Annotated in this window: 14 protein-coding genes; 6 read left to right on the top strand and 8 right to left on the bottom strand. The window is 71.8% G+C overall.

The annotated features are described in order from the left end of the window. Window positions 1-151: 151 nt before the first annotated feature. The 3 genes from ACQPZX_RS10850 to ACQPZX_RS10840 are packed head-to-tail and all read right to left on the bottom strand — an operon-like array spanning window position 152 to window position 3,164. Window positions 152-1,102, bottom strand: a complete 951-nt coding sequence (locus tag ACQPZX_RS10850; protein WP_433377980.1) for a VWA domain-containing protein — start codon at window positions 1,100-1,102, stop codon at window positions 152-154. Continuing rightward, window positions 1,099-2,079 (bottom strand): DUF58 domain-containing protein, encoded by a 981-nt coding sequence (locus ACQPZX_RS10845; protein ID WP_433377977.1) that lies wholly within the window; start codon window positions 2,077-2,079, stop codon window positions 1,099-1,101. Before ACQPZX_RS10845 ends, ACQPZX_RS10850 begins: the two co-directional genes overlap by 4 nt. Further along, on the bottom strand, window positions 2,061-3,164 hold the full coding sequence (locus ACQPZX_RS10840) for an AAA family ATPase (RefSeq protein ID WP_433377974.1): 1,104 nt from the start codon (window positions 3,162-3,164) through the stop codon (window positions 2,061-2,063). Before ACQPZX_RS10840 ends, ACQPZX_RS10845 begins: the two co-directional genes overlap by 19 nt. A 372-nt stretch (window positions 3,165-3,536) precedes the next feature. Between ACQPZX_RS10840 and ACQPZX_RS10835 the strand changes: the two genes are divergently transcribed. From ACQPZX_RS10835 to ACQPZX_RS10820, 4 genes are read left to right on the top strand one after another with little or no spacing between them, the layout of a single operon-like run. Next, window positions 3,537-3,743 carry a hypothetical protein gene (locus ACQPZX_RS10835; protein WP_433377971.1) on the top strand — a complete coding sequence of 69 codons (207 nt, stop codon included), beginning with the start codon at window positions 3,537-3,539 and terminating at the stop codon, window positions 3,741-3,743. A gap of 10 nt (window positions 3,744-3,753) precedes the next feature. After that, window positions 3,754-4,266, top strand: a complete 513-nt coding sequence (locus ACQPZX_RS10830; protein WP_433377968.1) for a PH domain-containing protein — start codon at window positions 3,754-3,756, stop codon at window positions 4,264-4,266. Beyond that, window positions 4,263-5,651 carry a PH domain-containing protein gene (locus ACQPZX_RS10825; protein WP_433377965.1) on the top strand — a complete coding sequence of 463 codons (1,389 nt, stop codon included), beginning with the start codon at window positions 4,263-4,265 and terminating at the stop codon, window positions 5,649-5,651. Before ACQPZX_RS10830 ends, ACQPZX_RS10825 begins: the two co-directional genes overlap by 4 nt. 9 nt (window positions 5,652-5,660) lie before the next feature. Continuing rightward, window positions 5,661-6,053, top strand: a complete 393-nt coding sequence (locus ACQPZX_RS10820) for a thioesterase family protein (protein ID WP_433377962.1) — start codon at window positions 5,661-5,663, stop codon at window positions 6,051-6,053. Here the strand turns inward: ACQPZX_RS10820 and ACQPZX_RS10815 are convergent. Continuing rightward, complete coding sequence (locus ACQPZX_RS10815; RefSeq protein ID WP_433377959.1) at window positions 6,050-6,988, bottom strand: carbohydrate kinase family protein; 939 nt, start codon at window positions 6,986-6,988, stop codon at window positions 6,050-6,052. The genes ACQPZX_RS10820 and ACQPZX_RS10815 overlap by 4 nt on opposite strands. Before the next feature lie 75 nt (window positions 6,989-7,063). On the opposite strand from ACQPZX_RS10815, the gene ACQPZX_RS10810 reads away from it, so the two are divergent. Next, window positions 7,064-7,708: a superoxide dismutase family protein gene (locus tag ACQPZX_RS10810; protein ID WP_433377956.1), complete on the top strand. Its 645-nt coding sequence runs from the start codon at window positions 7,064-7,066 to the stop codon at window positions 7,706-7,708. A gap of 1 nt (window position 7,709) precedes the next feature. On the opposite strand, the gene ACQPZX_RS10805 is transcribed toward ACQPZX_RS10810, so the two are convergent. Further along, window positions 7,710-7,997, bottom strand: a complete 288-nt coding sequence (locus ACQPZX_RS10805) for a hypothetical protein (protein WP_433377953.1) — start codon at window positions 7,995-7,997, stop codon at window positions 7,710-7,712. Between the two features lie 886 nt (window positions 7,998-8,883). Here ACQPZX_RS10805 and ACQPZX_RS10800 point away from each other — a divergent pair. Further along, window positions 8,884-10,353 (top strand): aminopeptidase P family protein, encoded by a 1,470-nt coding sequence (locus tag ACQPZX_RS10800; RefSeq protein ID WP_433377950.1) that lies wholly within the window; start codon window positions 8,884-8,886, stop codon window positions 10,351-10,353. A gap of 4 nt (window positions 10,354-10,357) precedes the next feature. On the opposite strand, the gene ACQPZX_RS10795 is transcribed toward ACQPZX_RS10800, so the two are convergent. The 3 genes from ACQPZX_RS10795 to ACQPZX_RS10785 form a co-directional block, all read right to left on the bottom strand. After that, window positions 10,358-10,885 (bottom strand): DUF6174 domain-containing protein, encoded by a 528-nt coding sequence (locus ACQPZX_RS10795; RefSeq protein WP_433377947.1) that lies wholly within the window; start codon window positions 10,883-10,885, stop codon window positions 10,358-10,360. Window positions 10,886-10,987: 102 nt separating this feature from the next. Beyond that, window positions 10,988-14,239 (bottom strand): pullulanase-type alpha-1,6-glucosidase, encoded by a 3,252-nt coding sequence (pulA, locus tag ACQPZX_RS10790; protein WP_433377944.1) that lies wholly within the window; start codon window positions 14,237-14,239, stop codon window positions 10,988-10,990. 31 nt (window positions 14,240-14,270) lie between these two features. Further along, on the bottom strand, window positions 14,271-14,660 hold the full coding sequence (locus tag ACQPZX_RS10785; protein WP_433377941.1) for a hypothetical protein: 390 nt from the start codon (window positions 14,658-14,660) through the stop codon (window positions 14,271-14,273). Window positions 14,661-14,663 lie beyond the last annotated feature (3 nt).

Genomic DNA, 14,663 nt, shown 5'->3' with positions numbered 1-14,663 from the left:
GCCGGCCGCGACGTGACCTGAGCGCTTGCCCCACGCCAGTTCACCAGAGCGGAGTCCGCCGTGAAGAACTTCGTCGCGCCCCTGAGCTTCACCATCGCCGCAGCCTGGGTGATCGTCCTGTTCGTCCTGGTGCACAGCAACCCCTGATGCCCTAGGGGAGCCGGGACGTCCACACCAGACTCAGCCCGGCCGCCACGAGGCCGAACAGCAAAGCGGCCCCGGCGTACCACTGCGTCACCTCGCGCGGCTCGACCCGATGGCCGATCGAGCTGCCCATGTCCTCGTACACCTTCTTGAGCTCGCCGACCGACGCCGCCTCGTAGAAGAAGCCCTTCGTCTGCTCGGCCAGCTGCTGCAGCGACAACCGGTCCACCGGCACCCGCTGCAGGTTGCCGCGGATGTCCACCACGCCCGTGTCGGTGCCGAACGCGATCGTCGACACCGGCACGTTCGCCTGTGCGGCCGCGCCCGCGGCGTCCTCGATCGAGCGGCCCGATGTCCGATATCCGTCGGAGAGCAGCACGATCCGGGCCGGCGGGGCGCCGTCCGCGCCGTCGGCGGGCACCGTGCGGATGGCGTCCAGCGAGGTGAACACCGCCTCGCCGGTCGCGGTCGCCTCGGCCAGCGTCAGCCCGTCGATCCCCGAGATCACGGCCGAGCGGTCCTTGGTCGGCGAGACCAGCACGTTCGCCGACTTCGCGAACGACACCAGGCCCAGGTTGTAGCTGGGCGGAAGCTCGTTGACGAACGCCTTCGCCGCCTCCTGCGCCGCCTCGATCCGGGTCGGCGCCACGTCGTCGGCCTCCATCGACAGCGACACATCGATCGCCAGCATCACGGTGGCCCGCTCGAGCGGCTCCTCCTTGTCGACGGACGGCCGGGCCAGCGCGGCGCCCAGGATGAACAGGCTGAGCAGGAACGCGGCCGCCGACACGTGCCGGCGCCAGCCCAGGCCCTTGGGCGCGATCGCGCGCAGGAGGTTGACGTTGGTGAAGCGCATCGCGTAGGTCTTGCGGCGGAACTGCCGCCAGACGTAGACGCCGGCCATCGCGAGGACGGGCAGCAGCACAAGCAGCCACCACGGCTCCAGAAAGCGGATCATCGCGTCGTCCCCCGGGTGCGTGCGTGTCGCTGGGCGGCCACGAATCGGACCATGTCCAGCAGCCAGTCGGTGTCGGTGCGCAGGCGCAGGTGTGCGGCGCCGGCCGTGCGCAGGGCACGGGCGATCGCGCCGCGCTGCTCGGCCGCCGCCTCGGCGTAACGGCTGCGCAGCTTGGAGTCGGAGGTCTGCACCTCGTGCAGCTCACCGGTCTCCGGGTCGGCGAGGGCGAGCACGCCCACGTCCGGAAGCTCGAGCTCGCGCGGGTCGACGACCTCGATCGCGAGCACGTCGTGCCGGACGCCGAGCTTGCGCAGCGGGCGCTCCCAGTCGTCGACCGGCGCGAGGAAGTCGGAGATGACGCAGGCCACGCCGCGGCGGCGGGGCGGCCGGTTCAGCATGTCGATCAGCTCGCCCAGGTCGGCGCGGCCGGGCCGCACCTGGGTGCGGGCGATCGACCGGAGCAGGCCCTGGGCCTCCTTGCGGCCCGGGCGGGCCGGCAGGCGGAAAACCGGCGGGTGGGCGGGCTCCGCGGCCTTGCGGAAAGCCTTTTTCGGAACGCCGGGGCCGGTGCCCACGACCGCACCGATGCGGTTGCCGCCGCGCACGGTCAGGTGGGCCATCGCCGTCGCGGCCGCGATCACCAGGTCGCGTTTGAGCCACTGGGCGGTGCCGAAGTCGAGGCTGGCCGACAGGTCGATCGCCAGCCACGTCTCCAGCTCGCGGTCGGCGACGGTCTGCCGCACGTGCGGAAGCGTGGTGCGGGCCGTGACCGGCCAGTCCATCCGCCGCACGTCGTCGCCGGGGCGGTACTCCCTCGACTCGCCGGCCTCGGTGCCCGGACCGGGCAGCAGACCCACGTAGTCGCCCTGGAGGAGCCCGTCGAGCTTTCTGGTGACGAGCAGCTGCAGCCGCCCGAGCACCGCCTCGGCCCGGGCCGCACCCTCCAGGGGTGGCTGTTCTAGTGCTGGGCCGGCCATGCGGGACCTGTCTGCGGGGCGCCGGCGCCGACCGGCTGGTTGCCGTTGGGCGAGGTGCCCTGGCGGGACGCCACCGACGGCATCGGGACGCTCTGCATGATGCGGGCGACGATGTGGTCGGCCGGGATGTCGTCGGCCAGCGCGTCGTAGGACAGCACCAGGCGGTGCCGCAGGATGTCGGGCGCGATGTCGGTCAGGTCCTGCGGCAGGGCGTAGTCGCGGCCGCGGAGCAGCGCCAGCGCGCGGGTGGCCCGGACGATGCCGAGCGAGGCGCGCGGGCTCGCGCCGTACTGAATGAGCTGGGCGACGTCGGGCATGCCGTGCTGGGCCGGGGCGCGGGTGGCCAGCACCAACCGGACCGTGTAGTCGACCAGCGCGTTGTGCACGAAGACCTGGTCGGCGCGGCGCTGGAGGCCGAGCAGATCCTCCGGGGCGAAGACCTGTTTGGGCTCCGGAGGGCTCACCCCCATGCGGTAGACGATCTCGCGCTCCTCGGCGTCGGTCGGATAGCCGACCAGGATCTTCATGAGGAAGCGGTCGCGCTGCGCCTCGGGCAGCGGGTAGACGCCCTCCTGCTCGATCGGGTTCTGCGTGGCCATGACCAGGAACGGGTCGGGCACCTCGTGGGTCTGGCCGCCGATCGACACCTGGTGCTCGGCCATGACCTCGAGCAGGGCCGACTGCACCTTGGCCGGCGCGCGGTTGATCTCGTCGGCGAGCAGGAAGTTGACGAAGACCGGGCCGAGCTCGACGTCGAACTTCTCGGACGTCTGCCGGTAGATGCGGGTGCCGACGATGTCGGCCGGGACCAGGTCGGGCGTGAACTGGACGCGGGAGAACGTGCCGCCGACAACCTTGGCGAGGGTCTCGACCGCCAGGGTCTTGGCCACGCCCGGGACGCCCTCGAGCAGGCAGTGGCCGCGCGCGAGCAGCGCCACGAACATCCGCTCGACCATCCGGTCTTGGCCCACGATGACGCGCTTGACCTCGAACATGGCCCGCTCGAGCTGCGTCGCGTCCTGGGCGGGAGGCACCGGGGCGCCTCCGGAACTCGGCTCGTTCTCGGGCGTGAGCGGCTGGGCCACCGGTCCTCCACAGCGGTCGGCAAAAGCAGCTTATGACGAACAAGACTTACACGACGCACCTGAAAGCGCGCTCGGTGTCCCCGCATAACGCGCTGACCGCGGCACCCGCCATGGTCCGGTCGTGTCGATCTTTCTGCGCAATGCGCCGGAACGGGCACCGGAAGCGGGAGGATGCGCTTTGCCGTGAACCGTGTAACATCTGTCCCGTCGCCGGGCGACTTCCCCCGTGGTCGCCCGGCGGCGAGCTTCCGAGTGCCCCCTGTCCGCAAGATGCGCGGACCAGGGGGCACTCGCATATCTACTCCGGGGGCCGAGCCCCCGGAAACCCCACGTGATGGTGGGGGTGCCCGGTCGCCGCACTAATCTTGCGTGGTGATCGAGGACCTTCCACCCCAATGCTCGGCCAAAGGCTGTCGTGCGGGCGCCGTGTGGGCCCTGCGGTGGAACAATCCGAAGCTGCACGCTCCCGACTATCGCAAGACGTGGCTCGCCTGCGAGGAGCACCGGGAGTCGCTCGGGGGCTTCCTCGAGGCGCGCGGTTTCCTTCGGGAAGTGACGCCCTTCGGTGCGATCTCTTAGGCTTCACGATGTGACTACGCCGTCCGCGCACGCCGTCGACGCCCTCGAACCCTGGCCCGACACCGTCGCCTGGCGGCCCGTGTCGCCCAAGCTGATCACAGTGGAGCTGATCGCCCGCGCCATCTGGGTCATCGTTCTGCTGGTCGGACTGGGCGTCGGGTGGGCGCTCGCGCCGTACTGGATGTGGCCGGTCGGGATGGCGCTCGTCGTGGCGTACGCGATCTGGCGCTCGTTCGTCACGGTCCGGGCCGTCCGGGCCTGGGGCTACGCCGAGCGCGACCAGGACCTGCTCGTCCGGCACGGGCTGCTGGTCCGGCGGCTCTCGATCGTCCCGTACGCGAGGATGCAGTTCGTCGACGTGACGGCGGGACCGCTCGAACGCGCGTTCGGCCTGGCCACCGTGCAGTTGCACACTGCCGCGGCGGCCACCGACGCCAAAGTGCCCGGCCTGCCGCCCGAGGAGGCGTCCCGGCTGCGCGACCGCCTCACCACCCTCGGCGAGGACCGGGCAGAGGGCCTGTGACCACCACACCTCCTCCCCCCACTGCTGTCGAGGTAGAGCCTCGGCGGCGGCTGCATCCGCTCAGCCCGATCCTGCACGGGGCGAAAAGCATCGCCGTCGTCGTGGCCGCGCTCTCCTGGCAGACGCTGTCGCAGGTGGGGCTCGAGCGGTTCGCGCTGGTCGTGCTCGTCCTCGCGCTCGGCGTCGTGGTGTTCTCGCTGGTCAACTGGCTCACCACCGGCTACCACATCGTCGGGCGCGAGCTGCGCATCTCCGACGGGCTGATCTGGCGCCGCAACCGGGCCATCCCGCTCGAGCGCCTCCAGGCCGTCGAGCTGCGCCGACCGCTGCTGGCCCAGCTCACCGGGCTGGCCGAGCTGCGCCTGGAGGTCGTCGGCGGGAGCAAGACCGAGGCCCCGCTGGCCTACCTGACGGTGCGGGACGCGGCCGCCCTCCGGGAACGCCTTCTGGCGCTCGCCGGGCGTACGACGGCGGCTGTTGCCCAAGAAAACGCCGGACCGCAAGTCGCGGCAGCCGCCCTGGAACGCCCCCTGGTCCGCGTCTCGAACCGTGACCTGGTGATCAGCCAGCTCCTCACCCCGCAGGCGTTCTTCCTGCCGGTCGGCGTGGCGTTCGTGGTGCTCCAGTTCGTGATGGAGGCCCAGTGGACCTTCATCGGCATCGCCAGCACCGTCACCGCCATGGCGGGCGTGCTGCTGCAGCCGGTGCGGCGCGTGCTGCAGGACTGGGACTTCCGGCTCGCGCACGACCCCGGCGGACGGCTCGTGGTGCGCTACGGCCTGCTGGAGACGCGCAGCCAGGTCGTGCCGCTGCACCGGGTGCAGTCGGTCGGCGTGACCTGGCCGCTGCTGTGGCGCGGGCACAAGTGGATGCACCTGCGGCTCGACATCGCCGGGTACGCCGGGGAGCAGGGCTCGGACAGCAAGCGCTCGGATCGGCTGCTGCCGGTCGGGGAGTTCGAGACCGCCCGCGGGCTGGTCTGGGAGGTGCTGCCGGGGGTCGACCTCGCCACGCTGGCGACCACGCCGCCGCCGAAGCGGGCGCGCTGGCTGCACCCCTTGGAACTGCCGTATCTGGGGGCGGGGCTCGCGCCCGACGTGTTCGTGTCGCGATGGGGGCTGCTGACCCGCGAGATGAGCGTGGTGCCCTACGCGCGGCTGCAGAGCGTCCGGGTGATCCAGGGGCCGTTGCAGCGCCGCCTGGGGCTGGCGACCGTGTACGCGGACACCGCCGGCGGGCGCTCGGGGCAGGCCCGGGATCGGGACCTCGCGGAGGCGTGGGCCCTGGCGGAGCAGCTGGCGGTGCGGGCACGGCTGGCCCGGACTTCGATGACGACCTCCGCTCTCCCGGATGAGGCGTTCTGGCAGCGGCCCGTGCAGCCTTAAGCTCTTGGCATGGAGCTTCCGGAGTTCGCGCCCGGGATCAACGCTCGGGTGGAATTGACCGTCACCGACGCCGACACGGCCCAGGCCCTCGGCTCGGGCGACGTGCCGGTGCTGGGCACGCCGCGGGTCCTAGCGCTCGCCGAGGCCGCCACCGTCGCCTGCACGGCCCGGCAGATGCCGGGCGGCGTGACCACCGTCGGCGTCCGGGCCGAGGTCGAGCACCGGGCGCCGACCCCCGTGGGCCGGCATGTCACCGCGCTGGCCACGCTCGCCAAAGTGGACGGCCGCAAGCTGCTGTTCGAGGTCGTCGTCCGCGACGGCGAGGAGCTGGTCGCCGAGGTCCGCGTCGAGCGCATGATGCTCGACCGCCAGCGCTTCATCCAGAAAGCCTTGGGCGACTAGATAAGGGCTCCCCAGCGGGCGACCAGTTCCTCGTTGGTGGGCATCGCGGTCGCGCCGCCCTGGCGCTCGCAGACGAGGCCCGCCACCGCCAGCGCGAAGCGCACGTTGCGGTGCCAGCCGGCCAGATCGGCCGGGAGGCCCTCGGCCAGCAGCCGGCGCACCAGCGCTCCCATCACCGAGTCGCCCGCGCCGGTCGCGTCGATCGCCGCCACGCTCGGCGCCGGCAGCATCTCGGCGCCGTCCTCGGTGGCGATGTAGGCGCCCTTCGACCCCCAGGTCACCACCACCGCCTTGGCGCCCAGCTCGCGGATCTGCTCGGCCGCCGCGGCCGGCTCGGCCCCGTCGTAGAGCACCGCCGCGTCGGCCGAGCTCAGCTTCACCAGGTCGGCCGTCGCGAAGAACTCCTCCACCAGATCGCGCAGGTTCGCCACGGATTTGGCGTCCGGCAGCAGCGTGGGCCGCACGTTGGGGTCGAAGACCTTGATCGGCCCCGGTTTCTGCCACGCCTTACGCGCTGTCGCCCGAAACGGTTCCCGCAGCAGGCAGATCGACCCCGCGTAGATCACGTCGGCGTCGTTGAGCGTCTTCTCGTCAAGATCTTCAGGCTCGAGCAACGCGTACGAGGGCGGCTCGCCATAGAACGTGAACGTCGGCTCGGCCCCCACGAACGTCGTCACCGCCAGCGTCGTCGGTACCGGCACCCGCTTGACGCCGCCCAGCCCGACTTGGGCTTCCCGCAGGAACGCCGCCAGCCGATCCCCGAGGACGTCGTTGCTCAGCGACCCCACGTACCGCACGTCGCCGCCGAGCCGGGTCGCCGCCACCGCCACGTTCAGCGGCGCTCCCCCGATCGCCTGCCGATAGATCAGCTCCCCATCGAGATCCGCCTCGAGCAGATCGACCAGCGCTTCCCCGAGCACCACCGCGTAACCCATGACTCTCAGCCTTCCGCCCACGGCCGTTCCACGCCAGTGGCCATGCGATAGGTCCGTGTTTGACATGATTTCACCATGTTGATCCGAACCCTGTCTCTCGCTGTCCCCCTGACCCTCCTGACCGCTTGCGCCAACTCCCTCGACATCCCGCCCGTAGCCTCTGCCACCTCCAACGTCTCGGCCTGGACCATCTACCAGTCCGCCAGCCCTCAGCTGACCGCTCCCTTGAGCGCCGCTCCCTATCTGACCGCTTCCGGCACGTTCCTGCCGTATCGGCCCGGCGCCACGGCCATCACTTACAACCCCGCCGTGGTCCCGGCAGGCGCGACGGCCGAGCTCACCATCGCCAAGACCGGGTACGGCACCGAGGTGCACCTCTCCGCCACCGGCCTGGTTCCGGGTCGAATGTACGGCGCGCACCTGCACACCAAGCCCTGCACGTCGGTCCCCGAGGAGGCCGGCCCGCACTACCAGAACCACCAGGACCCCGTCACACCTTCGACGAACCCGGTCTACGCCAACCCGCAGAACGAGATCTGGCTCGACTTCACCGCTTCCACAACAGGCGCCGCGACCGCGACCGTCACCCACGGCTGGAACTTCAGCGCGCAGTCCCCGCCGCGCTCCCTCGTCCTGCACGAGACCCACACCATGACCGCCCCCGGCGAGGCCGGCAAGGCAGGAGCCCGAGAGGCGTGCCTAACCCTCCCCGCCGCCTAGCTCACGCGCGCGCCACCCCTTCCACCGTCGCGCCGCCCCTTCCGCCCGCGCCCCGGACCCCCACGCCGCCCTCGCCGCCCACGCCGCCGCCCACGCCGCCGCCCACGCCGCCCGCCGCCCACGCCGCCCTCGCCGCCCACGCCGCCGCCCACGCCGCCGCCCACGCCGCCCGCCGCCCACGCCGCCCGCCGCCCACGCCGCCCGCCGCCCACGCCGCCGCCGCCCACCTCCCACGCCGCTCGCCGCCCGCCGCCCACGCCGCTCGCCGCCCGCCGCCCACGCCTCCCACGCCCCACGCCTCCCACGCCTCCCACGCCTCCCACGCCGCTCGCCGCTCGCGCTGGGGATCTTGATGAGGTACCGCACGTTCCGAACACCAAGTCATCAGCGCCGGAAGCACGCCAGCCCAGCCCCGCCGCAACGCCAGCCCGGCACGCCCGCGCCGTCCCGCGCTGCCCGCCTGCGCGGCGCGCCGCCTGCGGTGCCCCGCACTGCCCGTGCCGCCCGCGATGCCCGCGCCGCCCGCGATGCTCCGCCCCGCGCTGCCCGCGCTGCCCGCGCCGCCCGCGCTGCCCCGCGCTGCCCCGCGCTGCCCCGCGCCGCCCGCGCCGCCCGCACTGCGCCGCCCCCGCGTCGCGCCCCCGCGTCGCGCCCCCGCGTCGCGCCCCCGCGTCGCGCCCCCGCGTCGCGCCCCCGCGTCGCGCCCCCGCGTCGCGCCCCCGCGTCGCGCTGCCCCGCGTCGCGCTGCCCCGCGTCGCGCTGCCCCGCGTCGCGCTGCCCCGCGTCGCGCTGCCCCGCGTCGCGCTGCCCCGCGATCTTGATGAGGTGCCGCACGCTCCGGACAGCAAGTCATCAGCGTTGGAAGCGCGCGCAAGGGCCGCTGCCCGAACTTGATGAGCTGCTGCGTGCTTCGGACGGCAACTCATCAGGCCCGGGCAACGCGCCTCGGGTCTGGCGTTTCGCGACGCCTTGCGCGTGACGCGCGCTATGGCCGTTACGGACCACTCGGGCGCGCTGCGCCAGCCGCCGGAGGCGGGGAACGTTGGCTCGGGCGTACGATATTTGATTTTTGATATTTGATTTTGTGGGTTTGATGATCTTGAAGGGTGGTGGTCTGCTGTCGGCGCGCGAATGGCGGTAACGTCGGGGGCGGAGCGACTAGCGGGAGGCTACCCATGGCTGAGCAGGGGCAGAAGCAGGCTGCGGCGAAGACGGAGTCGCACGACCCGGACTTTCCGGAGGCGTTTCTGCAGTTCATGCGTAGTGGGTGGCGGGAGGATCCGCTCGAGGTCGCCGCGTTGCCGGAGGCGCCCAACTACGAGAAGCGGCGTGCGGCGCTGTCGGAGGCGTTCCCGGGCGAGACGCTGATCATCCCGAGTGGGAACGAGAAAGTTCGGGCGAACGACACGGAATACTCATTCCGGCCGGGGAGCGACTTCTTCTATCTGACGGGCGACCGCGACCCGGACAGCGTGCTGGTGCTGCGGCCTACGGGGTCGGGGCACGACGCGACGCTGTATACGAGGCAGCGGAACTCGAAGGACACTGACGCGTTCTTCCGCAGCCGCAACGGTGAGTTGTGGATCGGGCGGACGCACACGCTGCGCGAGAAGGCCACGGAGCTGGGACTGCAGACGGCGCCGCTGGGTGAGCTGGGCACGGTGCTGGCGGGATCGGCGCCGGGGCGGACGCGGGTGCTGCGCGGGTTCGACGCGAACGTGGACCGGGCGATCCTGCAGTACGAGCCGGACCGGGAGAAGCCGCGCGAGCGGGAGCTGGCCTGGGTGCTGTCCGAGCTGAAGCTGGTCAAGGACGAGTGGGAGATCGCCCAGTTGCAGGCGGCGATCGACGCGACGGTGCGCGGGTTCGAGGACGTTGCGCGGGTGCTGCCGGCCGACCGCGGGGTCAAGGAGCGGCTGCTCGAGGGCGTCTTCGGGCTGCGGGCGCGGCACGACGGGAACGACGTGGGCTACGGCTCGATCGTGGGCGCGGGGGCGCACGCGACGATCCTGCACTGGGTGCGGAACACCGGGGTCACGAAGCCGGGCGAGCTGCTGCTGATGGACATGGGCGTCGAGGGCGACAACTTCTACACCGCCGACGTGACGCGGACGGTTCCGGTGAGTGGGGCGTTCACACCGCTGCAGAGGCAGGTGTACGACATCGTGCACGCGTCCCAGCAGGCGGGCATGGACGCGATCAAGCCGGGGGTGAAGTTCCGCGAGGTGCACAAGACGTGCATGCGGGTGCTGGCCGAAGGGCTGCGCGACCTCGGCCTGCTGCCGGTGAGCGTCGACGAGGCGATGGACGAGAAGAGCACGGTGTACCGGCGGTGGACGCTGCACGGGTTCGGGCACATGCTCGGGATCGACGTGCACGACTGCTCGAACGCGCGCAACGAGAACTACCGCGACGGCGCGCTGGCCGAGGGTTACGTGCTGACGGTGGAGCCGGGGTTGTACTTCCAGCCCGAGGACGACCTGGTGCCGGAGGAGCTGCGCGGCGTCGGCGTGCGGATCGAGGACGACGTGCTGGTCACGGCGGACGGGTGCCGCAACCTGTCGGCGGGGCTGCCCCGGACTTCGGCGGATGTCGAGGCGTGGATGGCGTCGCAGCGGGAGGCCGGGCCACGCCTGCCCGCATAGGGCCTCAGGAGGCGGGGGCGTAGTCGGCGACGGTCCAGCACTCGTCGCCGGTGGCGCCCTCGTCGCTGACGTTGATGACGACCTTGACGGGATGGCCGTCCTTGGCATCGAAGGTGGTGGTCACCTGGCCGCCGTCGTCGGTGGCGGTCTGGGCCATCTCGCGCAGCTCGGCCAGGGTCGGCACGTCGATCTCCTCGCCGTCCTGGCCGGTGACCGGGCCGAGGTCCACGTCGGAGCTCGCGGACGGCTGGACCGAGGCGCCGATGCGCTCGGCCTTGGCGACGGCGCCGGACTGGACGGTCACCTTGTAACGGCCCAGCGGGGACGCGTCGTCGCAGCCGCGGGTCAGGGTGTAGGTGTACGACGCCGGCTCGGTGAACGGCGGCGCCGACTGGGCGACCGTCGCTGCGGGGGCCGAGGCGGAGGCGGACGATCCGTTCCAGGTGGGGCTCTCCGAGTGCGACGAGCATCCGGCGACGAACGCCACGAGCGCCACACCGCTGACGCCCCAAGCCAGACCGCCGAGTCGCACCACTGCCTCCACCCGCACCGCACCGCACCGAACGCGAGGAAATTTCCATCGCGCGGCGCAATGTAGCGCAGCCACGCACACGGCCCACTCGCGGAGGCGGCGTCAGAGGTCGGCGACGAAGACAGCCACCGATCGGGGTGGGACTGAGAGCACCCCCTCGGAGGCGGCGGCCGTGCGCAGGAGCGGGTCGGCCGAGGCGGTCTGGTCGGGATGGGGGTAGAGAGCGAAACCGGCGAGCTCGGGCACCGATTGGACGGTCGGCTCCTCCCGCACGTTGAAGACGACGACCATCTGTCGCCAGCGGGGGTCGAGGCCCGTCCCGTCCAGGCACATGACGATCACGCCGGGGGTCTCCTGCGGGCCGCCGAGCGGGAACGTCAGGCGGCGCTGGACCTCCTCGCCGGTCGGGAGGCCGAAAACGGGCGTCGAGCGCCGCACGCGCAGCAGCTCGCGGTATCGCTCCGCCGTCATGGCGATCAGCTCGGGCGACGGCACCAGCGCCGGGTCGGCCAGCAGGGGCGCCGCCCAGGGCCACTGGCCCTCGTTGTCGTGGGCCGGCGGCAGGCCGACGCCGAAGCCGTTGCCCTGCTCGGGTTTCCAGCGGATCTGGTTGAACCAGTCGCCGGAGTTGAACGAGTTGCGGTCGAGCGACTTGGACCGCAAGCGCTCGCTGCCCAGCGCCATGAAGCCGACGCCCTGGCCGAGGACCACCAGCGACAGGGCGAGGACCTGCATGCGGGCGCGGTCGACCGGCGCGATGTCGCGGGGCAGTTTGAAGGCGAGCGCGTCGTACAGGATCTCGTTGTCGTGGGCGTCGACGTAGTTGACCGTCTCGCCGGGTGAGAGCGCGTAGCCGCTCGGGGAGCCGTTGTAGTCGATCTGGGCGCCGCTCTGCTCGCCGCCGGTGTGGGTGACGAAGCGGTAGGTCGAGAGGGCGCCGGCCAGCCCCACCTTGATGCGGTCGTGCAGCCAGAGCGGGGTGTGCGACCCGAGCCCGCTCGCGAAGCCCTGCGCCGACGGGTCGGGGCCGTGCGAGCCGCCGCCGCGGGCCGCGTCGCGCAGCCGGTCGTTGAACGTGCCGATGCCGGTGCCGGCCATGTTGACCTGGGTGGCCTGGGCGAACCGGGCGTCGTACGCCACCTCGCCGAAGTTCCAGCCCTCGCCGTACAGGTAGATGTCGCTGCCGTTCTCGAGGTGGTCGAGCGCGACCCGCACCTCGAGGATGTTGGCCCGCGGGTGGTGGCCCATCAGGTCGAAGCGGAACCCGTCGACCTTGTAGTCGCGCGCCCACGTCACGATCGAGTCGACGACGAGGCGGCTCATCATCATGTGCTCGGTGGCCGTGTTGGGGCAGCAGGTCGACTCGGCGGTCGAGCCGTCGGGCAGCATGCGGTGGTAATAGCCGGGGACGACCCGGTCGAGGACGGCGAAGCGGTGCAGCCCGTCCTCCATGGCGTGGTTGTAGACGACGTCCATGACCACGCGCAGGCCGGCCTCGTTGAGCGCCGCCACCATCCGGCGGAACTCGAGGACCCGCGACGCGCCGGAGGGGTCGACCGCGAAGCTGCCCTCGGGGGTCGTGTAATGCCAGGGGTCGTAGCCCCAGTTGAAGCCGTCCTCGTCGGCGACGGCCATCACCGCCTCCTGCTGGCCGGCGGAGTCGGGCGGCAGGGCGGCCAGGTCGCAGGCGGGCACCTTCTGGTCGGCTCGGCGGTCGGGGACGGTGGCGAAGTCGAACGCCGGCAACAGGTGCAGATGGGTGAGGCCGGCGTCGGCGAGCGACCGCAGGTGACGCATGCAGGCGGCGTCCGGGCGGGTGAAGGCCGCGTACGTCCCCCGCTCGGCGGCCGGGAGCGAGCCGTCGAAGATGGAGAACTCGCGGATCGACACCTCGGCGATCTGCATGCGGGCGGGCGCGACCGCGGGTGGCTTGGCCAGCGCCGCCCAGCCGGGCGGCATCAGCTCGGGATCGTCGAGGTCGACGAGCAGGCTGTGGGTCGAGTCGGCGGCCAGGGCCAGAGAGTAGGGGTCGGTCACGCTGGTGGTGACGATGCGCTGGGCGGCCTGGTGCCAGACCTCGACGCGGTAGCGGTAGTAGCGGCCCAGCCATTTGCGCTTGCCGGCGATCGTCCAGACGCCGGTGAGCGCGTCACGGTCCATCGGCAGCACCTTGGGCTCGTCGGCCAGGGTGCGGAACAGCTCGAGCGAGACCGTGCGCGCGGTCGGCGCCCAGACCGTCAGCTGCGGGCGGTCGTCGGTCATGACCAGGCCGAGCTCGGTGTCGGCGGCGTCGGCGTAGAGGTCGTCGAGCACGCCGGGCAGCTGCACGCTGGTCAGCGCGGTGACCTTGCCCTCGGAGTCGCGGCCGACGGCGAGCAGCTGGCCGCGCAACAGATAGCCCAGGGCCGCGTCGCCCAGCTCGCGCACCGAGAAGGCGCGGTAGGACCGCAGGTGCGGGAAGCGGCGGCTCTGCGCCTGGAAGAGGCCGCCGGGGCGCGGGGTGAGCGGCAGCGTGGTGAACTCGCCGGTGATCTCGTCGCCCTCCCGGCGCACCGTGCCGCCGGCGGAGGCGACCAGTGTGAACGCGACCGCGCGCTCGGCGAACGGCTCGGGCAGCGCGACGGTGGTGCGGTCGAGGAAGACGGCGAGCGAGCGGGCCGGGTCGAGCTCGGGGCCGAGCGTGCCGACATCGGGCATCAGCGGCGCGACGGTGTCGGCCAGCACCCAGGCCGTCCGGGAGACGGTGAGGTCGAGCCGCTGGTCGTCGGGGAGGTCCTTGGTGTCGCCGCGGTGCAGCACGTAGCGCAGGCCGGCGGCGTCGGGCCGGATCGGGACGCGAAAAACGGCGCCGAAGGCGTCGTATGAATCCGGAAATATCGGGCGGTCCCACCGGGGTTTACGCGGCGTCCCCTCCCAGGCGTGCAGCCCCCAGCCGGCGTAGTCACCGCCCGGCCGGCGGTAGTGGATCACCGCGACATCAGGATCGGGAGCAGAGACGACGGGAGGAGACGTATAGACCGCCGGATCACCCGGACGCAACCAGATCTCGGAAGAAGAAAGGGGATCAACATGGCGATCCGATTCGACATCCTTGACGCCGGCGTGATCGACCAGGACAAAGCCGACATCGCGCGCGTCAGGCGCAAGGCGCACCCAGGCGAAACGGCCGTAGGAATCCTCACCGGCAAAAGGGGCGCCACCCGGATAACCATCGCTCTGACCAGGCGCGAGATCGCCCCAAGCGTGCAGCCACCACGCCGCATACTCCCCGTCGGGCCGCGCATAGTGCACCACGAGCCACTGCGGTCGCGCGCGGGTGGTGGTCGCAGCGGGAGCGATCTCGATCGTGGTCACCGGCTCATCCTTGCACCGGCGTACGACAGTTTCAGTGGGTCGCGACGACAGTGGTGATCCGGGGGCCGCTCGAGTCCGTAGGAAGCAGGTAGTGGAAGCGCTCACCGGTGAGCGCCTGTCCGTCGCTGTCCAGATACTCCCATTCCACAGCGACCAGGGTCAGCGCCTCGGAGAGCTGCCGCACGTCGAGAAACTCGGCGTTCGCGGCGATGATCCGCTGGTCACGGTAGGTGGGAGCGGCACCGAGGAACGAGAGGGCCACCGCGGCTGGTGAGGTGAAGGTGAAGCTGTAGGAGTCCGCGACGACCATGCCGGGCAGCGCGTAGCAGCCGGCTACCGCCGCGATGTCGCCCGTCGTGAGGGCGACGCCGTAGCGGTCGAAGAATTCGGAGAGGAGAGCGAGGTCGGAGGGGGCCTGCACGGA

Origin of the sequence: Actinoplanes sp. CA-142083 (assembly GCF_050942195.1) — a bacterium.
Lineage (GTDB): Bacteria > Actinomycetota > Actinomycetes > Mycobacteriales > Micromonosporaceae > Actinoplanes.
This window is presented reverse-complemented; position numbering and strand designations above follow the sequence as displayed.